Raw genomic sequence first — 22,412 nt, forward strand, 5'->3', positions numbered from 1 at the left:
GTAAACCTATGTAATTGCTGTTTTACAGGGTGTAAAGCACAAATTTGACAGGCAATAGATTGTCGTTATGCGATTGCAATGCTGGCATGATAAACATTGCTTGTCATCATGAAAAAACTGCATGAGAAAAATTGTAAATTTCTCTTTATGACCTAAATCAAATTATGTAGAATGCGCGCCATTAGGGTGACGAAAACGTTTGCGTCGGGTCATTCAACAGTTTTTTTGCAACTTTCAGTACTAATCTGAGTCAGGAGATACAGATGCTTAAGCGTGATATGAACATCGCAGATTACGATGCGGAACTGTTCGCAGCTATCCAGGAAGAAACTCTTCGCCAGGAAGAACACATTGAACTTATCGCTTCTGAAAACTACACAAGCCCACGTGTAATGGAAGCGCAAGGTTCTCAGCTAACGAACAAATACGCTGAAGGCTACCCAGGTAAGCGTTACTACGGCGGTTGTGAGTACGTAGATAAAGCTGAAGCACTAGCAATTGAGCGTGCATGCCAACTATTTGGTTGTGAGTACGCTAACGTACAGCCTCACTCAGGTTCTCAAGCAAACAGCGCAGTTTACATGGCGCTTCTTAACCCAGGCGATACAGTTTTAGGCATGAGCCTAGCGCACGGTGGTCACCTAACTCACGGTTCACCAGTAAACTTCTCTGGTAAGCACTACAACGTTATCCCTTACGGTATCGATGAAGCTGGTCAAATCAACTACGATGAGATGGAACAGCTAGCACTTGAACACAAACCTAAGATGATCATCGGTGGTTTCTCTGCTTACTCGCAAATCGTTGATTGGAAACGCATGCGTGAAATCGCTGACAAAGCAGGTGCTTACTTATTTGTTGATATGGCGCACGTAGCTGGTCTTATCGCTGCCGGTGAATACCCAACACCAGTACCGCATGCTCACGTGGTAACAACAACGACGCACAAAACACTAGCAGGTCCTCGCGGTGGTCTTATCTTGTCAAATGCTGGCGAAGATATGTACAAGAAATTGAACTCAGCAGTGTTCCCTGGTGGTCAAGGTGGCCCTCTAATGCACGTTATCGCTGGTAAAGCAGTAGCGTTCAAAGAAGCGATGGAGCCAGAGTTCAAAGCTTATCAAGCTCGCGTAGTGAAAAACGCAAAAGCAATGGTTGGTCAGTTCCAAGAGCGTGGCTACAAAATCGTATCTAACGGTACAGAAAACCACTTGTTCCTTGTTGACCTAATCGACAAAGATATCACTGGTAAAGACGCAGACGCGGCACTAGGTGCAGCAAACATCACTGTAAACAAGAACTCAGTACCAAATGACCCACGCAGCCCATTCGTAACGTCTGGTATCCGTGTAGGTACGCCAGCGATCACTCGCCGTGGCTTCACTGAAGAAGATGCAAAAGAGCTAGCAAACTGGATGTGTGACGTTCTAGATAACATCGGCAACGAAGAAGTTATCGAAGCGACTAAACAGAAAGTGCTAGAAATTTGTAAGCGTCTACCGGTTTACGCCTAACTGTTCTTCATAGAATGAGTCGATTTCGGTGTCGAACATACTCATTTGCTCGCGTAAACTCCGTGTGTTCTCCTAGAACTCGACTCGTCTATTTTGAACATTGATATACTAAAGGTCCTCAATTGAGGGCCTTTTTTGTTTGTCTGGCGTTTGGAATGAGATATAGCGAGAGTGTGTGATAAGGGGGTGGCTACCAACACTGTCCCTTTTCAATATATCCAAACCACGTCATTCCGACGAGCCTAGGCGAGATCAGGAATCTTGTTGAGGCACACTCTTTTACTCAGAGTTTCCCTAAAAATCATCAGTATTCTGAAAACAGATTCTGAATCACGCTCGTTCCTCGCTGTTCAGAATGACGGTGGTAGAATGGCTTTTTATCATCATTTGCCAGATGCAAAAAAGGTTGGCACTGAGCCAACCTTTCTTTTCAAAACAAGCTTTTCAAAACAAGCGAGAGCTTATTTAATCTCGATACCTTGAGCCTGCATATCGGCATGGTAAGAAGAGCGAACAAATGGACCACACGCTGCATGCGTGAAGCCAAGTTCTAGTGCAACTTCTTTTAGCTCGTCAAACTCTGATGGTGGAACGTAACGTTCTACTGGCAAGTGGTGACGGCTTGGCGCTAGGTACTGGCCTAGAGTCAGCATCGTTACGCCGTGTGCGCGTAGATCTTTCAGTACTTCGATGATTTCTTCTTTGGTTTCACCAAGGCCCATCATCAAACCAGACTTGGTCGGTACATCGGGATGCTGCTCTTTGAACTTCTTAAGGAGCTCAAGTGACCATTTGTAGTTCGCACCTGGGCGAGCTTTACGGTAAAGACGTGGCGCGGTTTCTAAGTTGTGGTTGAAGACATCTGGCGGATTGTCTTTCATTAGATCAAGCGCTACATCCATGCGACCACGGAAGTCAGGAACCAGTGTTTCAATCTTAATATGCGGGTTTAACGCACGGATCTCGCGGTTACAATCGGCAAAGTGTTGTGCACCGCCGTCACGCAGATCGTCACGGTCAACAGAAGTGATTACTACGTATTTCAGCTTCATATCGGCAATGGTTTTCGCCAGTTTTTGAGGCTCTTCTGCTTCCGGTGGTAATGGACGGCCATGAGCAACGTCACAGAAAGGACAACGACGAGTACAAATAGCACCTAAGATCATGAAGGTTGCTGTACCGTGGTTAAAACATTCCGCTAGGTTCGGGCAAGATGCTTCTTCACATACGGAGTGAAGTTTATTCTTACGCATTGCCGCTTTGATGTCTTGAATTCGTTGGCTGTCGGCTGGTAGCTTGATCTTCATCCAATCAGGCTTACGTAGCACTTCTTTCTGCTCTGTAGGCATGTTCTTTACGGGAATCAATGCCATTTTATCGGCGTCACGATATTTAACGCCTTTTTCCATCTGGATTGGTTTGCTCATGCTTTATTACCTTGAGAAGGTGCTTCTGTGCTGAATTCTACTTGCTCATAATCGAGCAAAGTAACGAGTTCTTCTATTAATTGTTTTTCTACGGCTTCTACATTGTCTGGGCCGCCAAATTGGCTGACCTGAACCATTTCCATACCTTCATAACCACAAGGGTTAATACGCAGAAACGGTGTTAAATCCATATTTACGTTCAAGGCTAAACCATGAAACGAGCATCCTTTACGAATGCGTAAACCGAGAGAGCATATTTTCTTACCGGCAACGTAGACACCTGGTGCGTCAGGTCGCGCGGCTGAGTCAATATTGTATGCTTTTAGCGTGTTGATCACGAGGTTCTCGATTGTGGTAACGAGATCTCGTACACCTAATTTTTTGCGGCGTAGGTTGATCAAGAAGTAGGCGACCAACTGACCAGGGCCATGATACGTAACCTGACCTCCGCGATCACTTTGTACAACAGGAATATCGCCAGTGTTAATCAAGTGCTCAGCTTTACCTGCCTGTCCTTGCGTAAATACTGGGTTATGTTCTACCAACCAGACTTCATCACGGGTTTCTTCTGTGCGTTGGTCGGTGAACTCATGCATCGCCTTCCATACAGGCTCATAGTCTTGGCGGCCAAGTCGTTTTACAACAAGTTGGTGTTGCATGGGAATTCCTGTTGCTAATATATAAAGTTTTTGGATTATAAACCGGATAACCCTGATGCTCTACCGCTGCGTAACAGATTTTTAACTGAAAGCGATGTAAAGCCTCGTTATCTCTTTGATAAATAAAAAGAAAGCAGCCAAGGCTGCTTTCAAAAAAAATTTAATATATCAAAAAATTATAGAACCATGCGTACGATGTCAATTTCACCTAACTCTTTGTACAGTGTCTCAACCTGCTCGATAGAGGTTGCAGTAATGTTGATTGACACAGAGTGGTAGTTGCCCTTAGCACTTGGTTTAACGGTCGGGCTGTAGTCACCTGGAGCATGGCGCTGAATAACTTCAAGAACAAGCTCTGGAAGTTCAGGCTTTGCATGACCCATTACCTTGTAAGTAAATGAACAAGGGAACTCAAGCAGGTCTTTTAATTTTGCATCAGAGTTGATGGTTAGCATATCGATAACTCCAGTAGATATTCGTTGCGGTGCGAAATAGTACAGTCAAATTAGGGGGAACTCAAGACGAGGAGCTCAAACTTAAAAAGCCGCCCATTCAGGCGGCTTTGCGAATAAATTTGCTACTCTAATGTTCTTTTTAGAAGAAGCTCTTGAATAACAATACGATGTAATCCCACATGCGGCTAAATAGACTACCTTGCTCTACGGTTTCTAGTGCCATTAGTGGGTACTCGGCAATATCTTCACCATCGATCTGATAGTATAGCTTACCAACTACATCACCTTTATTAATTGGGGCTTCTAGCTCTTTTTCAAGGACGAAGCTTGCTTTTAGGTTTTTCGCTTCACCACGCGGTAGTGTTACGTAAGTATCTTGGTCAAGACCCAGTGCTACGGTGTCTTTGTTACCCATCCACACTTTTTCTTCTACGAACGTTTCACCTGCTTTGTGCGGTGCCACTGTTTCGAAGAAACGGAAGCCGTAGCTTAGCAGCTTTTTGCTTTCTGACTTACGAGCATTGGCATCTTTAGTACCCATAACGACCGCAACCAAGCGCATTTGACCTTCAGTTGCTGAACTTACTAGGCTGTAACCCGCATTACTTGTGTGACCCGTTTTGATGCCGTCAACGTTCATGCTCTTATCCCAAAGTAGACCGTTACGGTTGTATTGGGTGATGCCGTTGTAAGTAAATTTCTTCTCTGAGTACACTCGGTACTCATTTGGTACGTCACGGATAAGTGCTTTACCTAGCAGTGCCATGTCGTATGGTGTTGAGTACAATTCTGCGTTATCTAAGCCATGAACGTTGGCAAAGTGCGAGTTAGTCATACCCAATGTGTTGGCCCAAGCGTTCATTAGGTCAACAAATGCATCTTCTGAACCTGCAATATGTTCTGCCATCGCAACACAGGCATCGTTACCTGACTGGACGATGATACCTCGGTTCAGGTCACGTACTTTAACTGTTGTGCCTACTTCAATGAACATCTTTGATGAATCAGGGAAGTTTTTCGCCCACGCATTTTTACTGATGGTGACATCATCATCTTCTGAGATATTACCACGCGCTAGCTCTTGGCCGATTACATAGCTGGTCATCATCTTAGTCAGACTAGCTGGAGACAATTTTGTGTTCATCTCTTTCTCTGCCAGTACTTTACCTGAATGGTAATCCATCAGCACGTAGCCCTTCGCCGCGATTTGAGGGGCATCTGGAACAACGATAGGTGATGCAAGAGCAGATTGAGCGAAAGTTGCAGAAAGGGCAACCGAAGAAACGAGAATAGATTTCACAAACTTATTTTTATTCATGGTAATTCAAATTTTTGGGTTAACTGCAGACATCTTATCAGAATCCCTAGTTATGTAAGAGGGGGATCAAAGAGAAATTCATGACACGAGGTCATTTGGCAGTGTTGTGTTTTTTAATAAATGCAGACGAATAGCCGAGCAACTTTACTTTATCTAATGTGGCTTGCGTCAGGGAATAGTCAGTAAATGGCCCTAACAACAAGCGATAAGACTCTTTCGCACTCTCTAGGAAAGTTTCTGTATCCAATTTTTGACCAAGCTCGGTACCTAAAGTTCGCGCGCGTTCTTCATTTTTTGATGATGCCACTTGAATAACGTACCTAGGGTGCGCTTCTAATGACTTTTTATCCGTGGGCTGATTGATACTGATCACTTCAATTTCCACGTTCGCGGTGCCTGTTTTTATGACATCTAACTTGTGCGCGGCGGCATAGCTTAAATCAATGATACGGCCATCGTGAAAAGGACCTCGGTCATTAACTCGTACTATGGTGGTTTTGCCGTTGTCAGTATTGGTAACTTTTACGTAACTTGGTAACGGTAGCGTTTTATGCGCTGCCGTCATTGAGTACATGTCATAGATTTCGCCATTAGAAGTCAAATGACCTTGGAATTTTTTCCCATACCAAGATGCTCGGCCTTTTTCTTTAAAGCCTTTCGCATTGCGAACTATTTTGTAGTCTTTGCCACGTAAGTGGTAATCTTTGTTCCCACCTAGGCTGTACGGTTCATATTTAGGATGCGCATCCTCGATGTGTTCGACTGAAAGCGGTGTATCCGGTGCAACATCGGATTCGAGTTCGTAACGGCCTTCTTGTTCTTTTTGGCTAGTTGATGAACAGCCTGCCAAAATAAGAGCAGAGAAAACCAAGGAATATAAAGCGCGTTTTTGCATGTCTAGGTCGCCTTAGAGAATGCTTTTCGGTGCGTATGAATCGACATCAGAATACCAAAACCAGCCATCAAGGTTACCATTGATGTGCCGCCATAACTGATGAGTGGCAACGGTACACCTACTACAGGTAGGATGCCACTTACCATGCCAATATTTACAAAAATATACACGAAGAAGCTGAGTACAATACTGCCTGCCATCATTCGTCCAAATGCGGTTTGCGCTTGGCTGGCGAGATATAAACCTCGTCCAATAATAAATAGATAGATGGCTAAAAGGCAAAGGAAGCCAATCATACCCCATTCTTCAGCAATTACTGCAAAGATAAAGTCAGTGTGTCGTTCAGGAAGAAATTCTAGTTGTGACTGCGTACCTTGCAACCAACCTTTGCCGGAAATACCGCCGGAGCCAATCGCAATTTTACTCTGAATAATGTGGTAACCCGCTCCTAGCGGATCAGACTCCGGGTTAAATAGAGTACGAACTCGCACTTTTTGATACTCTCGCATCAAGAAAAACCACAGAATTGGAATGAAACCACCTAATGCAATCGCAGCACCAGCAATTATTTTCCAGCTAATGCCGGCGAGGAAGATAACAAAAATACCGGAAGCCGCGATCAGGATCGAGGTACCTAAGTCAGGCTGTTTTGCAATGAGAATGGTTGGTAAGCAGACCATAATCAGTGCAATAATGAGTGTTTTTAGCGTTGGTGGAAGGGGCTGTCTACCAACATAGCGAGCCACCATTAATGGCACCGCGAGCTTCAATAGCTCTGACGGTTGAAAGCGCACAAAACCGAGGTTAAGCCAACGCTGCGCGCCTTTCGATGCTTCACCGAAAAACAGCACGCCGAAAAGCAGTATAACGCCACCAACGAACATCAAAGGTGCCAAGCTTTCGTAAGTTCGTGGAGAAAGCTGTGCAAGGACGAGCATCACAACGAGTGAAAGCACCATTCGCATGGCTTGGCGATCCATCATCAGTAAACTTTGGCCACTGGCGCTGTACATGATCACCAGGCCAAACCCCATCAGGGCCAGTATGCCAAGTAGGAGTGGTAAGTCGATATGGAAGCGTTCAAACAGGGCGCGATTTTTACCTGTAGAGGGATCCATCTTCATTACTGTTTTACCTCTTTCTTCGCATTGTTTTCAGGCTCAATTTCTTCTGGGCCAAGAACGACTCGGTCAAAAATTTTCCTTACTACTGGGGCACCGTTACTAGAACCACCACCGGCATTTTCTAGTACTACAGTGACGACCACTTTAGGATCATCAAATGGTGCAAAGCCAGTAAATAACGCATGGTCACGTAAGTGCTCGGCGATCTCATCGGCGTTGTACTCTTCGTTTTCACCCAGACCGAAGACCTGTGCAGTACCTGATTTACCCGCTGTTTCATAATTCATTTTGTAGAATGAGCGACGAGCTGTTCCGCGCGTGCCATGGTTTACCCGACGCATGCCTTCTTTCGCCATATCCCAGTACTTTTTAGGCACATTCTTGATTGGTGGGTAAGTCACGTATTCTGTCGTTTGCTGCTCTTCGAAGTCGTTACCATTTTCTATCGTCGCTTTGAGCAAGTGAGGTGCGATCACTTCTCCCTCGTTTACTAATACGGAGGTTGCTTTGGCGATTTGCATTGGTGTTGCTGTCCAATATCCTTGGCCGATACCTACAGGGATCGTATCACCTTTATACCACGGGGTTTTATGGCGAGACATTTTCCAGTCACGAGTCGGCATGTTCGCCTTACTTTCTTCGTAGATATCAATGCCAGTGTAATCACCAAAACCGAACATCATCATCCAATTCGAAATACGGTCAATGCCCATGTCATAAGCGATTTGATAGTAGAAGGTATCAACAGACTCTTCGATCGACTTAATGATATCGACGCGTCCGTGTCCCCAACGCAACCAGTCCCGGAACGGACGTGTGTTAGAGTTTGGTATGCGCCAATAACCAGGATCATTTCGTGTGGTGTTAGGTGTGACGACACCTTCTTGCAGCGCGGCTACCGCCATAAATGGTTTGATGGTAGAGGCCGGAGGGTAAATGCCAAGTGTAGTGCGGTTGACCAAAGGACGGTTTTTATCGTTCAAAAGGGCGCGATAATCTTTACCTGAGATTCCGTGCACGAACGAGTTAGGATCGTAGCTAGGGCTTGAAACCATAGCCAGTACGCCGTTGTCTCTAGGATCGATTACTACAGCACTGCCTCGGCGGCCGTCCAACAATTGGTGTACGTACAACTGCAAGTTGATATCAAGGTTTAAAACGATGTCTTTTCCGGGTACAGGTGGAACGTACTTTAAGGTACGAATTACTCGGCCGCGGCTGTTTACCTCGACTTCTTGATATCCGGCTGTACCGTGTAAGAGGTCTTCGTAGTATTTTTCAATACCCAGCTTACCAATGTCGCGAGTGGCTTGATAGTTTGCGTCTTTTTCTTCTCGGATCAGGCGTTGCATGTCGCGATCATTAATTCGAGAAACATACCCAATCACGTGGGTTAAGACTTCGCTGAAAGGGTAGTAGCGCTTTAAGGTCGCACTTATTTCCACACCTGGAAAGCGGTACTGATTGACGGAGAATACCGCTACTTGTTTTTCGTTCAGTTGGGTAAGCAGTGGGACCGATTTAAATCGACGAGTCCGTTTACGCTCGTGGTGGAAACGTTCAATCTGGTCTGGTGTAATTTCCAGAATAGTTTGTAATTCTTGGATGGTTGCATCAATGTCTTTAATTTTTTCTGGGGTCAGTTCTAAGTTAAAGACGGGACGGTTCTCTGCCAGTAAAACGCCATTTCGGTCATAAATTAGACCTCGGTTAGGCGCGATAGGCACCACTTTGATGCGGTTATCGTTCGAGCGGGTTTGATAGTCTTGAAACTGGTTCACCTGAATGTTGTACATGTTGGCAACCAGAGCTCCCATCAAGACAACAATGCCGATAAAAGCAACAATAGCGCGGCTGGCAAACAGACGCGCTTCGGCTTGATAATCTCGGATTTGACTGCGGCGTTTACGAATCATTAACGCTTGGCTCTAAAGTTAAACAACGATTATTCGCGATGATAAGGGTGGTTAGCGGTGATGCTCCACGCTCGGTACAAGCTTTCTGCCATTACGATACGCACTAGAGGGTGGGGTAGCGTTAAGGCAGACAATGACCAGCTTTGGTCTGCTGCAGCTTTGCATGCAGGAGCGAGTCCTTCAGGACCGCCGATTAATATTGATACATCACGGCCATCTAATTTCCAAGCTTCTAACTGCTCAGCGAGTTGAGGAGTGTCCCATTTTTTACCTGGGATATCTAACGTGACGATACGGTTGCCTTTTGGTACCGCAGCGAGCATCGCTTCCCCTTCTTTTTGCAGGATGCGAGCGATATCGGCATTCTTACCACGCTTGCCAGCAGAGATTTCAATCAACTCCAACGGCATATCATGCGGGAAACGGCGACGATATTCTTGAAAGCCTTCCTCAACCCATTTTGGCATTTTTGTGCCAACAGCAATTAGTTGAATTTTCAAAAGATTAACCCCAGAGTTTTTCTAGCTGGTAGAGTTCGCGGTGCTCTTCTTGCATCACGTGAAGCATGGCGTCGCCCATATCAAGGACTACCCATTCACCTTCGTTTTCACCTTCCATTCCTAGTGGCTCAAGACCGGCTTTTTTCACCTCTGTTGCAACATGGTCAGCGATGGATGAAACGTGGCGTTTGGATGTACCAGTACAGATGATCATGTAATCTGTCACGCTTGATTTATCTTCCACATTTAGGACGATAATGTCTTCCGCTTTCATGTCGTCGGCTTTATCAGCTAAAAAGTCTTTCAGTTCTTCGCGAAGCACTCGGTTTTCCTCGGTTTGTCTCTTATCTCTACAGTGTTTTACATTCTTGCTTGCAAAACAGGTCGCGCACTATATCACGCTTTGATTTTTAAATTGCCAGCTTAATATCAGGAGAGCAGGTTTCTAAGCTCAACTGATGAATAGTTGGCCATACAGACTCGTCATACTGAGTTTTGGCTTTTATCTCGGCTTGAGCCAACAAGGAGAGCAATGCACAAATACGACTCGCTGATAAGCGGGCCAGTGCTGCGTTATAGAGTGGACGCTTGTTTTGCCAAACTCGATATTTCTCAAATACCTGGTTCATTCCCATTTGAGTTAAGTCTTGATGCATATTTAAAAGTTGGCTCAACTCTTTTTGTACACTTCGAATCAAGATCACGGTCTCAACCCCTTCCGCCTCAAGTTGGCGAAGAATACGTTGTGCACGGTTTGCTTTACCTGCCAGTAAGGCGTCGATCCAGTTAAAGGTAGTGAAGTGGTTATGGCGACTTAGGGCTTCCTCTAAACGTATGATGGTCAGCTCACCATCCGGGTAGAGTAGGGCCAATTTCTCTAAGCTTTGTGTCAATGCAAATAGGTTACCTTCATGCCATTGAGCCAACATTTGCAGTGATTGTTGATCGGGTTTTAGGCCCAACGTGCGGCAACGTGCCTGAATGAACATAGGTAAGCGTTGTAGATCTGGCGACAAACAGCTTACCCAGTCGCCTTTTGAGCTTAATGCTTTGAACCATTTCGCATTTTCTTGGGCTTTGGTCAGTTTGCTACCAACAATGACGAGCATGATGTCATCATGCAGCATATCACACAGTGTTTGCAGCTCTTTGCTGACGGCGGTTGTCACGCCACTCTCTGGAATTTCAAGCTCGATCAATTGACGGTTTGAGAACAGGCTCATCGCTTGGAAGCAATCGTAAACTTGATTCCAGTCGATGCTTGCGTCTACCGCAAAACGGTGTTTTTCCTCAAAACCTTGTTGAAACGCTGCCTTTTGGATTGCTTGGCGGCTCTCTTGAATCAGTAACGGCTCATTACCAAAGATTAGGTAAACCTGTTTAACGTGTTTAGTTAAATGATCCGTTAATTTATCGGCATAAATTCGCATAGTGATTAAGAGTTTGTGTTCGCTGGCTCAGAGATTTGTCCTGCTTCATATTCGGCACGAATACGGCCCAACTGGCGCATCATCTGTTTTGCAGCTTGCAAGCGCATCTCGTCTTCAATTACGTCACGTTCAACAGATTTTGCAAGTGCCGTCAACGGGTTGTCTAGGTAGTTGCGGTTTACTGTTGTCGTAAAGTTTTTAGAGCCATAGCCAGGAATTGTCACACGGTATTTTACTACGTATGTCAGCTCTTTTTCTGCTGCACGGCTATTTTGATAAAGCGATAGTGTACGCTCATCGATTGTCGCTTCCGTCAAATGAAGGTTGGGTACCGTCGATGATGGTTGAACAAGTTCAACTTTGTTCAGTTCGAGTTGAGAGCGAACATAGCGAGTTAATTCACTGTATTCATCGTAGCTGGAGAAAGACATAGTGTGCAGCTCTTCCGGTACGGAATACTCGCCGCGAAGGTGAAAACCACAGGCAGAAAGAAGCCCCGCTAATACCAATACCACTGGTAGTTTAATCAAAGAGAAAAAGCGCATTGATTGTATTCATCCTAAATTGAAGGGGTTATTTACCTTAAACCACTCATGTGAATGGTTTGAGGTAAATAAACAGGGTAGCGAACTACCCTGTTTAATGACTCTTGGTTAACAAATAAGTTCGCTAAACAGAGACAAATTGCAAGCTGTGATTAGTTTGCAACGATGTTCAGCAGTTTACCTGGAACGTAAATAACTTTACGAATAGTCAGGCCATCAGTGAACTTAACCACGTTTTCGTCGTTTAGACCAAGCTGTTCGATATCGTCTTTAGAGATATCCGCTGGGACTGTTAGCTTCGCACGTAGCTTACCGTTAACTTGAACAACGATAGTTTTTTCGTCTTCAACTAGCGCTTTTTCGTCAAACGTTGGCCATGCCGCGTTATCAATGTCTGTTTCACCTAGTGCTGCCCATAGCTCGTATGAGATATGCGGAGTAATAGGGTAAAGCATGACAACAATAGCTTTCAGTGCTTCGTCAAGGATTGCACGATCTTGCGCAGATTCTTGAGGCGCTTTCGCTAGTTTGTTCATCAGCTCCATGATCGCTGCGATCGCGGTGTTGAATGTTTGACGACGAGCGATATCGTCCGTCACTTTCGCGATAGTTTTGTGAACGTCGCGGCGAAGTGCTTTTTGATCACCAGAAAGCGCTGAGGTATCTACTGCTTCTGCTGCGCCTTTCGCTGTGTGCTCTTTCACTAGTTTCCAAACACGTTTTAGGAAGCGGTTCGCACCTTCTACGCCAGACTCTTGCCATTCAAGTGTCATGTCCGCTGGAGACGCGAACATCATGAATAGACGTACTGTGTCAGCGCCGTACTTGTCTACCATTTCTTGAGGGTCGATACCGTTGTTCTTAGACTTAGACATCTTGATCATGCCTGAGTGCGTTACATCACGACCTTCAGTGTCTTTAGCAGAAGTAATGCGGCCTTTACCATCACGTTCAACGGCTACGTCTGTTGGAGCTACCCACTCTTTGCCGCCTTTCTCGTTCTCGAAGTAGAACGCATCAGCCAGTACCATGCCTTGACACAGTAGTTGCTTGAACGGTTCGTCAGACGTTACGTAACCCGCATCGCGCAGTAGTTTGTGGAAGAAGCGTGAGTACAGTAGGTGCATACAAGCGTGCTCGATACCACCGATGTACTGATCTACTGGTAGCCAGTAGTTTGCTTTTTCTGGGTCTAGGATGTCGTCCGCTTGTGGTGAACAGTAACGCGCGTAGTACCAAGAAGATTCCATGAACGTATCGAACGTATCTGTCTCACGTAGAGCAGGTTCGCCGTTAAAGGTTGTCTTCGCCCACTCTTTGTCTGCTTTGATTGGGCTCGTTACGCCGTCCATTACCACGTCTTCTGGAAGAATCACTGGTAGTTGGTCAGCAGGTACTGGGTGAACTTCACCGTCTTCAGTCGTTACCATTGGGATTGGTGCGCCCCAGTAACGTTGACGAGATACACCCCAGTCGCGTAGACGGAAGTTTACAGTCTTAGTGCCTTTGCCCTCTGCTTCTAGCTTCGCTGCAATTGCATCGAACGCCGCTTGGAATTCTAGGCCATCGAATTCACCTGAATCGAACAGTACACCTTTCTCTGTATATGCCGCTTCAGAGATGTCTAGCTCGCTGCCATCAGCAGGCTTGATAACTGGCACGATGTCTAGACCGTACTTCGTTGCGAACTCGTAGTCACGTTGGTCGTGTGCAGGTACAGCCATTACCGCGCCTGTACCGTAGTCCATCAGTACGAAGTTTGCTACGTATACTGGTACTTCGCGGCCGTTCAATGGATGAATAGCAGTAAGGCCAGTTGCCATACCTTTCTTCTCCATTGTCGCTAGCTCAGCTTCTGCAACCTTGTTGTTCTTACATTCGTCGATAAACGCTGCAAGCTCTGGATTGTTCTCTGCTGCAAGAGCTGCAAGAGGGTGGCCGGCTGCGATACCCACGTAAGTCACACCCATTAGCGTATCTGGACGTGTTGTGTAAACTTCTAGGTCTTGTTGACCCTTAACTTCAAACTTCAGTTCAACACCTTCAGAACGACCAATCCAGTTGCGCTGCATGGTTTTTACCATTTCAGGCCAACCTTCAAGCTTATCTAGGTCGTCTAGTAGCTCTTGAGCGTACTCAGTGATTTTGATGAACCATTGAGGGATTTCTTTTTGCTCTACAGGCGTATCACAACGCCAGCAACAACCGTCTTCAACCTGCTCGTTTGCAAGAACAGTTTGGTCGTTAGGACACCAGTTAACAGAAGAAGTCTTTTTGTAAACTAAACCTTTCTCGTAAAGTTTAGTGAAGAACTCTTGTTCCCAGCGGTAGTACTCCGGTGTACATGTTGCGAATTCACGGTTCCAATCGTAACCAAAGCCTAGAAGCTTAAGTTGGTTCTTCATGTATTCGATGTTTTCGTAAGTCCAAGGTGCTGGCGCAGTTTTGTTTTTTACTGCTGCGTTTTCTGCAGGTAGACCGAATGCGTCCCAACCGATTGGTTGCATCACGTTTTTGCCTTGTAGGCGTTGGAAACGAGATACTACATCACCGATAGTGTAGTTGCGCACGTGACCCATGTGCAGTCGACCACTTGGGTATGGGAACATGGACAGACAGTAGAATTTTTCTTTATTTGGGTCTTCACTTACAACAAAGGTTTTGTTGTCATCCCAGTGCTTTTGAACTTTTTGTTCAATATCTTGTGGGTTGTATTGTTCTTGCATCGATGGTATCCGTTATCTTGGAATTTGTGAGTTCGGTTAGAACAGACTTAAATAGATCGTCATAGAATACCTAAAGCTAGGGATCACAACAATAGCCAATCTGTACCCATGCGCCCTTAAGTGACGCAGGTAGGAGAAAGATGGAGGTCAGTTATGCCTAAACGTAAAACAGGTTATGAGGAAATGCTCGAGGATGTGATTGAAACCTTGAAGCACAGTCCGGAAGAAGTTAACAAAGCGATTGAGACGTCGGGCAAAGTGGTGGATGCTGCTAATGACTTGACCAAAGATGAATTGGCTTTAATCAAAGCGTACCTTAAAGCAGACTTAAAAGAGTTTTCAGAGAGTTACGAGGATAGCAAAAGCGGCCCGTTTTACTTAACGATTGCGGACTCGATATGGCAAGGGCTGTTAGAGATTACTGACCGAACTAAAGTTGAGTGGGTTGAGTTGTTCGATGACTTAGAGCATCAAGGGCTATATGAAGCAGGAGAGGTGATAGGCTTAGGCACTTTAGTCTGTGATGAGTGTGGTCACAAGACAACGTATAACCACCCAACTGTAATCATTCCGTGTATTAAATGTGGTCACAAAGGCTTTACTCGTCAGTCATTAAAGCCATAAATGGCGAGTAACGACTGTATAATGCAATGAATAAAAAAGAGGCTTAGTCGCCTCTTTTTTGTCTTTTCTACTTTCAAGCTGTTATCAGCTCTGTTTTCTTCTTAAACCGAAAGCCAGCGCTAAACTTAACCCTACCCAAATATACAATGGCCAAGTACCAACGATTCGATATGGCGTTTTCCCATCGGTTGGGGTGAGCTCTGCGCGCAGTACTGCAGTTTCAAACTGCGGAACTTGCTCAACGATTTTACCCTTGTGATCGGTTACCGCTGTTAATCCATTGTTAGTCGAGCGGATGAGCGGTTTGCCCAACTCTAAGGCACGCATACGGGCGATCTCCATATGCTGAAGAGGGCCGATAGAGTGACCAAACCATGCATCGTTTGAAAGCGTTAGAATGAAGTCTGTTTCGTCAGTCACATTTTGACGCACTTGCTCATTAAAGATGATCTCATAGCAAAGCGCTGGTGCCATGTGCATGCCATTCGCAACGATGTTTGGCTGCACAAAAGCCCCACGGCTAAACGATGACATCGGTAGGTTAAAGAATGGCGCTAATGGGCGCAAAATATCTTCAAATGGTACAAACTCACCAAACGGTAGTAGGTGATGCTTATGGTAACGTTCGCTTAAATCGAAGCTGTAGTCACCGTATGGTGTGATGCCGAGGGACAGAATACTGTTGTAGAACTGTCGATCTTCAGCTTGGTTGACGACACCGGTGATGATTGCGCTGTTATTCATTTTTGCAGCGCTGTCGATATTGCTCAAAAATGAAGGCACTTCAATTTCAAAAGCGGGAATTGCTGCTTCTGGCCAAACGATAATGTCAGCATCCCAGTTTTCACGAGTTAAGTCAGCGTACTTCATGATGGTTGGCCAGCGTTGACTTGGTAGCCACTTTAGGTTTTGGTCTACGTTACCTTGAATCAGCGCGAGCTTAGTCGTGTCTTCTGGTCGGGGTGTTACCCAATCGTAGTTGCGAATCCCAAAGCCAGTACTGAGTAGCACCGCAGGGATAATCGCCACCAGCCACTGCTTATGAATCCATGCATAGGCTAACGCCCCTGCGCTGATAAGGATAAATAGAGTAAGCAGTTCTACGCCGCCAATTGGTGCAAAGCTTGCGAGTGGAGCATCTATCTGGCTATAGCCTAGCCATAACCAAGGGAAGCCGGTCATCACCCAACCACGCAACCAATCACTGATCAGCCATAAAGCAGGTGCAGCGAGAAGTGCTTTTGTGAGCGTAAATTGAGGAAACAGCTTGTTGTTGAGCCAAGCAAATAAGCCTGAATAAACAGCCAAGTAGGCAACAAGTAAGCCCATTAAAAATAAATTGGCAATGAGCGGCATACCGCCAAAACCGGAGATACTGACGTAAACCCAGCTAACGCCAGTTGCAAATTGACCTAACCCCCAAGCATAACCAATCCATAGTGCGCGTTTCGGAGTTTGGTTAGCAAGAAGAATCAGTAGAATTGCTGGGCTAAGAATGGCAATAGGCCACAGCTGGTAAGGAGCGAAAGCGAGTGTAGTAGAGGCGCCAACAAAAGCGGCCACTAAGGGCCGCTTAAGGCGATGAAAGAGTTCATTCATCATTGTAATTTTCTGAGATTCCCAATGGGTATCGCGTTACTCTTGAGTGGCTTCAACCAGGGTTTCTTCGTCTGGGATCGTCACTTGGAGTTGAATGACACGACGGTTATCGGCAGCGGTGACTTTGAAGTTGTAGCCTTCAATTTCAACCAGTTCACCACGAGAAGGTAAGTGACCAAAGGCAGTCATGACCATACCACCAACGGTATCAACTTCCTCATCGCTGAAGTTGGTTCCGAATGTCTCATTAAACTCTTCGATGGTTGTCAGCGCTCTGACAGCAAACGTATGCTTGCTCAGCTTACGAATGTCCGTCTCTTCACTTTCATCGAATTCATCTTCAATATCCCCGACGATTTCCTCAAGGATATCTTCAATGGTCACAAGACCAGAAACACCACCGAATTCATCGACAACAATGGCCATATGATAACGTTCTTCACGGAATTCTTTCAGCAGTCGATCAACGCGTTTACTTTCCGGTACCACAACCGCTGGTCGAATGACTTCTTCGATATCAAATGGATTACTGCCTGAGCCTAAGTATTTAAGTAAGTCCTTCGCTAGAAGTATGCCTTCCACATGGTCTTTATCTTCGCTGATCACAGGGTAGCGAGAGTGTTGAGCATCGGTAATCAAAGCAACCAAGGTATCAAGGTCGTGAGTACGCTCAACTGTAACCATTTGCGAACGCGGGATCATAATGTCACGCACACGCATTTCGGAGATTTCCATAACACCTTCGAGCATATCGCGAGTGTCATGGTCAATCAGGTCGTTAACTTCAGAGTCGCGGATAACATCCACAAGCTCTTGGCGATCTTTTGGTTCGCCCTGAAATAGTTGACCTAGACGTTCAAAGAAGGACTTTCTACTCGGACCTTCTGCCTTTTCTTTCTTATCTTCGTTAGAAGAGGGAGAATTATCTTCGTTCATTGTTTCTCAATTAAGTAACGCTATCAGAAGTGTGATAGCACACATAGAGAGGCGAACACGAGAGTCATTTAGGTGGTTCGCCTTTCCCTGTCGAGTGGCCAATAGCTACTCTTTTTCAGCAATGTAAGGATCTTCATAACCCATACCTTGCATGATTTCGGTTTCGAGGGACTCCATCTCTTCGGCTTCGTCATCCTCTATATGATCATAACCTAGCAGATGCAAGCTGCCATGTACAACCATATGCGCCCAATGTGCTAGCAGAGGCTTGCTCTGTTCAACCGCCTCTTTTTCAACAACTTGGCGGCAAATAATCAAATCACCAAGTAAATCTATTTCCATACCAGGAGGTGCTTCAAATGGAAATGACAACACATTAGTTGGTTTATCTTTGCCGCGATACTCATGGTTGAGCGTATGACTTTCTTGTTCATCAACAATACGAATGGTGACTTCGGCTTGTGGTTGGAAGAGAGGAATGGTCTTATCTAGCCACAATTGGAAATCTTGCTGCGAAGGCAAACCTTCTTCATTTTCGACTGCCAGTTGCAGATCAAGTTCAATCGCCATGGTTATTCCTTAGTTGAAGCAACTTGTGCATTCAGTTCGGCTTTTGCTGCTTCTAGTAACTTCGCATCGCGTTCTTCACGACGGCGTTTCTCGAACTCTTTACGCTCTTTCTGGTCTTGTGCTTCCCACTTCTCGTACGCGTTAACGATACGAGCAACCACAGGGTGACGTACAACGTCGTCGGCCAAGAAGAAGTTAAAGCTGATGTCGTCAACTTCGCTTAGTACTTCAATAGCATGACGAAGACCCGATTTCGCACCACGAGGTAAGTCAATCTGCGTGACATCACCAGTGATAACCGCGCGAGAGTTAAAACCAATACGTGTTAGGAACATCTTCATCTGCTCAACAGTGGTGTTTTGACTCTCATCAAGAATGATGAAGGCGTCGTTTAGAGTACGACCACGCATGTAAGCAAGAGGGGCGACCTCAATCACGTTACGTTCAATCAGCTTCTCTACGCGCTCAAAGCCCAGCATTTCAAATAGGGCGTCGTATAGCGGACGTAGGTATGGGTCGACTTTCTGGCTTAAATCACCAGGTAGGAAGCCCAATTTCTCACCAGCTTCAACCGCTGGACGAGTAAGTAGAATACGACGGATCTCTTGGCGCTCTAGTGCGTCAACAGCTGCTGCTACAGCAAGGTAGGTTTTACCTGTACCAGCCGGGCCAATACCAAAAGAAATATCATGCGTGACCATGTTAACCAAGTACTGCGCTTGGTTTGGCGTACGTGGTTTGATCACACCTTTCTTGGTTTTGACGAAGACTTCTTTACCATGCTCGATATTAGACTCAGTATTCTGCTCAAGAACACCAGACTCTTTGATCGCTAGATGGATTTGCTCAGGCTCAATATCTGGGATCTCACCTCGTACAGGTGCGGTATCAACATATAGAGTTTTCAGGATATCCAGCGCAGCTGATGCGGTATGAGGTTTACCGACAATCGTAAAGTGGTCACTACGGTGGTTAATTTCAACGCCTAGGCGGCGTTCTAAATGCTTGATGTTGTCATCGAATGGACCGCACAGGCTAGCTAGTCGGCGGTTGTCTGAAGGTTCTAGGTTAATTTCTAGAGTTACGATTTTATTGCTCAATGTTGCCTCTCATTTTTTGCCACTTAGTGAGAGCCTGATAACGACCAGGCTCTCTATGGCTATTTATACGAGCTTACGGCGTAAAAGTAGCTACACCCAGCTCATCTTCGCGACGTGTTTTCGCCATCATCTGCGTTGGGGAAATCACACTACGAAGATCCATGTCTTTTTCAGTACGTACTAGCTCACCACGCAGTGAGTTTGCAAATACGTCTACGATCTTCACATCAACGAACTGACCAATTAGGTCTGCACTACCTTCAAAGTTTACTACACGGTTGTTTTCTGTACGAGCGCGTAGTTCCATTAGGTTTTTCTTCGAAGGACCTTCAACTAGAACACGTTGTTCTGTGCCAAGCATTAAGCGAGAGTAACGCATCGCTTGAGCATTGATAGTTTGCTGTAGTTCGTAAAGGCGCTCTTTCTTCACTTGTTCTGACACATCACAAGGGTAATCCGCTGCCGGCGTACCTGGACGTGGAGAGAAAATAAAGCTGAAGCTCATGTCAAAGTCTACATCTTTGATTAGCTTCATGGTGTCTTGGAAGTCTTTGTCTGTCTCACCAGGGAAACCAACAATAAAGTCTGAACTGATTTGGATATCAGGACGAGCTTTACGCAGTTTACGGATGATCGATTTGTATTCGATAGCGGTGTGAGGGCGTTTCATCATCGTTAGGATACGGTCACTACCACTTTGCACAGGTAAGTGCAGGAAGCTCACAAGTTCTGGCGTATCTTCGTATACTGCGATGATGTCGTCTGTGAATTCTAACGGGTGGCTCGTCGTGAAACGAATACGGTCGATACCATCGATAGACGCAACCAAACGAAGCAGTTCTGCAAATGAACATATCTCACCATCGTGCATAGGACCACGGTACGCGTTTACGTTTTGACCCAGAAGGTTTACTTCACGTACGCCTTGTTCAGCAAGTTGGGCGATTTCGAACAGTACGTCATCCATTGGACGGCTTACTTCTTCACCACGAGTGTACGGTACGACACAGTAAGTACAGTACTTAGAGCAGCCTTCCATAATAGAAACGAATGCTGTCGCACCTTCAGCGCGAGGTTCAGGTAGGCGGTCGAATTTTTCGATCTCTGGGAACGAAATGTCCATAACTGGTGCATCATCGGACTGAGATTGTTTGATCATCTCAGGTAGGCGGTGCAAAGTTTGTGGGCCAAAAATAACGTCAACGTATGGTGCACGTTCACGAATATGGTCACCTTCTTGCGTTGCTACACAACCACCTACACCGATAACTACGCCAGGTTTTTTATCTTTTAGTGTTTTCCAGCGGCCTAACTGGTGGAAAACTTTCTCTTGCGCTTTTTCACGGATCGAACAGGTGTTAAGTAGAAGTACGTCTGCTTCCTCTGGCTCTTCCGTCAGCTCGTAGCCGTTTGCAGCATTAAGCAGGTCGGCCATTTTTGATGAATCGTATTCGTTCATCTGGCAGCCCCAGGTTTTAATTAGCAGTTTCTTACTCATCTCACTTTCGCTCGTTCAGTTGTACTTAAATCGGAGAGCTATTGCTCAAATTATAGCCGCCATCACGGCGGTAAGCGGCGTATTGTACTGCTTTAAAAAGCACCTGACTAGTGATCTAGCTAATTCTCTGCAAAGCCTGATGAAATCTAGTTTTTCGCCCTATGCAGAACAAGGTTTTTTGTTAAACAATTTTGTAAAAATAGCCATGGAAAGTACAATAAAAAACGCCAATTAATCAGCACGATGAAGAGTGAAAAATGAACAAGTATGACATCGCCGTGATCGGTGGCGGTATGGTCGGGGCAGCCGTCGCTGTTGGATTTGCCAAGCAGGGCAGAAGCGTTGTCTTGGTTGAAGGTACAAAACCTAAAGTTTTTGATGCCGCTCAGGCGATGGATATTCGTGTATCTGCAATCTCGCACCAGTCGGTGGAGTTACTTGATTCACTCGGAGCATGGTCAGAGATCAAGAGCATGCGAGTTTGTCCTTATCGGCGGTTAGAAACTTGGGAGCACCCAGAGTGCCGTACTCGTTTTCACTCTGATGAATTGTCATTGGATCAGCTAGGTTACATCGTTGAAAATCGCCTAATCCAATTAGGTCTTTGGCAAGTCTTCTCTCAGTATGAAAATCTAACCGTGATGTGTCCTGAGCGATTAAAAGCCATTGAGTTTGCAGATGTAAATCTTGTGACACTAGAAAGTGGGGAGCAGTTTGAAGCTAACTGGGTGATTGGTGCTGATGGTGCAAACTCTAAAGTTCGTCAATTGGCTGGAATTGGTGTAACTGCGTGGGATTACCGACAACACTGCATGTTGATTAACGTGAAAACAGAATTGCCTCAGCAAGATATTACTTGGCAACAATTTACACCTTCAGGCCCACGTTCATTTTTACCTCTGTGCTCTTTGAGTAACGACGATGGTCAAGTAGTAGGCCAAGGTTCTTTGGTTTGGTATGACTCGCCTAAACGTATTAAACAACTGTGTGCGATGAGTAAACCTCAACTAAGAGAAGAAATTTTACGTCATTTCCCTGCTGAATTAGGCGATATTGAAGTTTTACAGTTTGGCTCATTCCCACTCACTCGTCGTCATGCGCAAAGCTACTCAAGCAAAAATTGCGTGTTAGTGGGTGACTCTGCCCATACGATCAACCCGCTTGCAGGGCAAGGGGTAAACTTAGGCTTCAAAGATGTAGACGTTCTCCTTTCGGTAACAGAACAACAAGAAAAGCTGGAAGATACCTTACTCGCGAAATACGAACGCGCACGTCGACCTGACAACTTACTCATGCAGACGGGCATGGACTTTTTCTATAAAGGTTTTAGCAACGATCTAGGGCCATTGAAGTTCGTACGTAATGCTGCATTGAAGCTTGCTGAAAACTCAGGGCCAATTAAGGCTCAAGTACTGAAATACGCGTTAGGTATGTAGTAAGTGACCCGTCCTGATATGGGTTGACACTTTTTAACTAAAACGCTCGATGTACTTCATCGTGCGTTTTGTATTTTAAAGCCGTATGAGGCCTCATTTGATTATAGATATCTACGGACTCTGCTACCATCGTCCTTGCT

Annotated in this window: 20 protein-coding genes; 3 read left to right on the forward strand and 17 right to left on the reverse strand. The window is 45.5% G+C overall.

Features of this window, described 5'->3' with window-relative positions:
* Nucleotides 1–263: 263 nt before the first annotated feature.
* Nucleotides 264–1,514 carry a serine hydroxymethyltransferase gene (glyA, locus tag R7P80_RS28300; RefSeq protein ID WP_005381985.1) on the forward strand — a complete coding sequence of 417 codons (1,251 nt, stop codon included), beginning with the start codon at nt 264–266 and terminating at the stop codon, nt 1,512–1,514.
* A gap of 461 nt (nt 1,515–1,975) precedes the next feature.
* Here the strand turns inward: glyA and lipA are convergent, their stop codons facing one another.
* From lipA to leuS, 12 genes are all read right to left on the reverse strand, one after another.
* Nucleotides 1,976–2,941, reverse strand: coding sequence for a lipoyl synthase (lipA, locus tag R7P80_RS28305; protein ID WP_005391329.1), 966 nt, complete (start codon nt 2,939–2,941; stop codon nt 1,976–1,978).
* A complete protein-coding gene (gene lipB, locus R7P80_RS28310) occupies nt 2,938–3,600 on the reverse strand; it encodes a lipoyl(octanoyl) transferase LipB (RefSeq protein ID WP_005384137.1) in 663 nt (220 codons plus the stop codon). The genes lipA and lipB overlap by 4 nt, the downstream gene beginning before the upstream one ends.
* Before the next feature lie 176 nt (nt 3,601–3,776).
* Nucleotides 3,777–4,055 (reverse strand): DUF493 family protein YbeD, encoded by a 279-nt coding sequence (gene ybeD / locus R7P80_RS28315; protein WP_005384135.1) that lies wholly within the window; start codon nt 4,053–4,055, stop codon nt 3,777–3,779.
* 139 nt (nt 4,056–4,194) lie between these two features.
* Entirely contained in the window at nt 4,195–5,373 is a 1,179-nt protein-coding gene (locus R7P80_RS28320) for a serine hydrolase (protein ID WP_005384132.1), read from the reverse strand.
* A gap of 91 nt (nt 5,374–5,464) precedes the next feature.
* A complete protein-coding gene (locus R7P80_RS28325; RefSeq protein ID WP_017635670.1) occupies nt 5,465–6,268 on the reverse strand; it encodes a septal ring lytic transglycosylase RlpA family protein in 804 nt (267 codons plus the stop codon).
* A gap of 2 nt (nt 6,269–6,270) precedes the next feature.
* Nucleotides 6,271–7,392, reverse strand: a complete 1,122-nt coding sequence (gene rodA, locus R7P80_RS28330) for a rod shape-determining protein RodA (protein ID WP_225492190.1) — start codon at nt 7,390–7,392, stop codon at nt 6,271–6,273.
* On the reverse strand, nt 7,392–9,308 hold the full coding sequence (gene mrdA / locus R7P80_RS28335) for a penicillin-binding protein 2 (protein ID WP_005384126.1): 1,917 nt from the start codon (nt 9,306–9,308) through the stop codon (nt 7,392–7,394). The genes rodA and mrdA overlap by 1 nt, the downstream gene beginning before the upstream one ends.
* Before the next feature lie 29 nt (nt 9,309–9,337).
* On the reverse strand, nt 9,338–9,808 hold the full coding sequence (rlmH, locus tag R7P80_RS28340) for a 23S rRNA (pseudouridine(1915)-N(3))-methyltransferase RlmH (RefSeq protein WP_017821762.1): 471 nt from the start codon (nt 9,806–9,808) through the stop codon (nt 9,338–9,340).
* Between the two features lie 4 nt (nt 9,809–9,812).
* Nucleotides 9,813–10,130, reverse strand: a complete 318-nt coding sequence (gene rsfS / locus R7P80_RS28345) for a ribosome silencing factor (protein ID WP_005373015.1) — start codon at nt 10,128–10,130, stop codon at nt 9,813–9,815.
* 88 nt (nt 10,131–10,218) lie between these two features.
* Nucleotides 10,219–11,238, reverse strand: a complete 1,020-nt coding sequence (holA, locus tag R7P80_RS28350; protein WP_017635667.1) for a DNA polymerase III subunit delta — start codon at nt 11,236–11,238, stop codon at nt 10,219–10,221.
* 5 nt (nt 11,239–11,243) lie between these two features.
* The gene (gene lptE / locus R7P80_RS28355; RefSeq protein WP_005373019.1) at nt 11,244–11,783 is read right to left on the reverse strand and encodes an LPS assembly lipoprotein LptE; all 540 of its coding nucleotides are present in this window, start codon (nt 11,781–11,783) and stop codon (nt 11,244–11,246) included.
* A gap of 152 nt (nt 11,784–11,935) precedes the next feature.
* Nucleotides 11,936–14,509, reverse strand: a complete 2,574-nt coding sequence (gene leuS / locus R7P80_RS28360) for a leucine--tRNA ligase (RefSeq protein WP_005384121.1) — start codon at nt 14,507–14,509, stop codon at nt 11,936–11,938.
* Between the two features lie 153 nt (nt 14,510–14,662).
* Here leuS and R7P80_RS28365 point away from each other — a divergent pair, with 153 nt between their 5' ends.
* Nucleotides 14,663–15,133: a zinc ribbon-containing protein gene (locus tag R7P80_RS28365; protein WP_005373024.1), complete on the forward strand. Its 471-nt coding sequence runs from the start codon at nt 14,663–14,665 to the stop codon at nt 15,131–15,133.
* Between the two features lie 84 nt (nt 15,134–15,217).
* Here the strand turns inward: R7P80_RS28365 and lnt are convergent, their stop codons facing one another.
* The 5 genes from lnt to miaB all read right to left on the reverse strand — a co-directional run bounded on the left by lnt (nt 15,218) and on the right by miaB (nt 20,836).
* Nucleotides 15,218–16,735 carry an apolipoprotein N-acyltransferase gene (gene lnt / locus R7P80_RS28370; protein WP_225492192.1) on the reverse strand — a complete coding sequence of 506 codons (1,518 nt, stop codon included), beginning with the start codon at nt 16,733–16,735 and terminating at the stop codon, nt 15,218–15,220.
* A 33-nt stretch (nt 16,736–16,768) separates the two neighbouring features.
* The gene (gene corC, locus R7P80_RS28375; RefSeq protein ID WP_005384118.1) at nt 16,769–17,668 is read right to left on the reverse strand and encodes a CNNM family magnesium/cobalt transport protein CorC; all 900 of its coding nucleotides are present in this window, start codon (nt 17,666–17,668) and stop codon (nt 16,769–16,771) included.
* Nucleotides 17,669–17,773: 105 nt separating this feature from the next.
* Complete coding sequence (gene ybeY, locus R7P80_RS28380) at nt 17,774–18,238, reverse strand: rRNA maturation RNase YbeY (RefSeq protein WP_005373030.1); 465 nt, start codon at nt 18,236–18,238, stop codon at nt 17,774–17,776.
* Between the two features lie 2 nt (nt 18,239–18,240).
* Nucleotides 18,241–19,338, reverse strand: a complete 1,098-nt coding sequence (locus tag R7P80_RS28385) for a PhoH family protein (RefSeq protein ID WP_005373033.1) — start codon at nt 19,336–19,338, stop codon at nt 18,241–18,243.
* Between the two features lie 73 nt (nt 19,339–19,411).
* Nucleotides 19,412–20,836, reverse strand: coding sequence for a tRNA (N6-isopentenyl adenosine(37)-C2)-methylthiotransferase MiaB (gene miaB / locus R7P80_RS28390; RefSeq protein ID WP_005373038.1), 1,425 nt, complete (start codon nt 20,834–20,836; stop codon nt 19,412–19,414).
* Between the two features lie 257 nt (nt 20,837–21,093).
* Here miaB and R7P80_RS28395 point away from each other — a divergent pair, with 257 nt between their 5' ends.
* Entirely contained in the window at nt 21,094–22,272 is a 1,179-nt protein-coding gene (locus tag R7P80_RS28395) for a 2-octaprenyl-3-methyl-6-methoxy-1,4-benzoquinol hydroxylase (protein WP_047102050.1), read from the forward strand.
* Nucleotides 22,273–22,412 lie beyond the last annotated feature (140 nt).

The sequence above is a fragment of the Vibrio sp. 2092 genome (assembly GCF_033339635.1).
In the GTDB taxonomy this organism is placed as follows: domain Bacteria; phylum Pseudomonadota; class Gammaproteobacteria; order Enterobacterales; family Vibrionaceae; genus Vibrio; species Vibrio alginolyticus.

Excerpts from the sequence above, each read along its gene's own strand:
- glyA (WP_005381985.1), top strand. The coding sequence starts at position 264 with ATGCTTAAGCGTGATATGAACATCGCAGATTACGATGCGGAACTGTTC.
- lipA (WP_005391329.1), bottom strand. The coding sequence starts at position 2,941 with ATGAGCAAACCAATCCAGATGGAAAAAGGCGTTAAATATCGTGACGCC.
- lipB (WP_005384137.1), bottom strand. The coding sequence starts at position 3,600 with ATGCAACACCAACTTGTTGTAAAACGACTTGGCCGCCAAGACTATGAG.
- ybeD (WP_005384135.1), bottom strand. The coding sequence starts at position 4,055 with ATGCTAACCATCAACTCTGATGCAAAATTAAAAGACCTGCTTGAGTTC.
- R7P80_RS28320 (WP_005384132.1), bottom strand. The coding sequence starts at position 5,373 with ATGAATAAAAATAAGTTTGTGAAATCTATTCTCGTTTCTTCGGTTGCC.
- R7P80_RS28325 (WP_017635670.1), bottom strand. The coding sequence starts at position 6,268 with ATGCAAAAACGCGCTTTATATTCCTTGGTTTTCTCTGCTCTTATTTTG.
- rodA (WP_225492190.1), bottom strand. The coding sequence starts at position 7,392 with ATGAAGATGGATCCCTCTACAGGTAAAAATCGCGCCCTGTTTGAACGC.
- mrdA (WP_005384126.1), bottom strand. The coding sequence starts at position 9,308 with ATGATTCGTAAACGCCGCAGTCAAATCCGAGATTATCAAGCCGAAGCG.
- holA (WP_017635667.1), bottom strand. The coding sequence starts at position 11,238 with ATGCGAATTTATGCCGATAAATTAACGGATCATTTAACTAAACACGTT.
- lptE (WP_005373019.1), bottom strand. The coding sequence starts at position 11,783 with ATGCGCTTTTTCTCTTTGATTAAACTACCAGTGGTATTGGTATTAGCG.
- leuS (WP_005384121.1), bottom strand. The coding sequence starts at position 14,509 with ATGCAAGAACAATACAACCCACAAGATATTGAACAAAAAGTTCAAAAG.
- R7P80_RS28365 (WP_005373024.1), top strand. The coding sequence starts at position 14,663 with ATGCCTAAACGTAAAACAGGTTATGAGGAAATGCTCGAGGATGTGATT.
- lnt (WP_225492192.1), bottom strand. The coding sequence starts at position 16,735 with ATGATGAATGAACTCTTTCATCGCCTTAAGCGGCCCTTAGTGGCCGCT.
- corC (WP_005384118.1), bottom strand. The coding sequence starts at position 17,668 with ATGAACGAAGATAATTCTCCCTCTTCTAACGAAGATAAGAAAGAAAAG.
- ybeY (WP_005373030.1), bottom strand. The coding sequence starts at position 18,238 with ATGGCGATTGAACTTGATCTGCAACTGGCAGTCGAAAATGAAGAAGGT.
- miaB (WP_005373038.1), bottom strand. The coding sequence starts at position 20,836 with ATGAGTAAGAAACTGCTAATTAAAACCTGGGGCTGCCAGATGAACGAA.
- R7P80_RS28395 (WP_047102050.1), top strand. The coding sequence starts at position 21,094 with ATGAACAAGTATGACATCGCCGTGATCGGTGGCGGTATGGTCGGGGCA.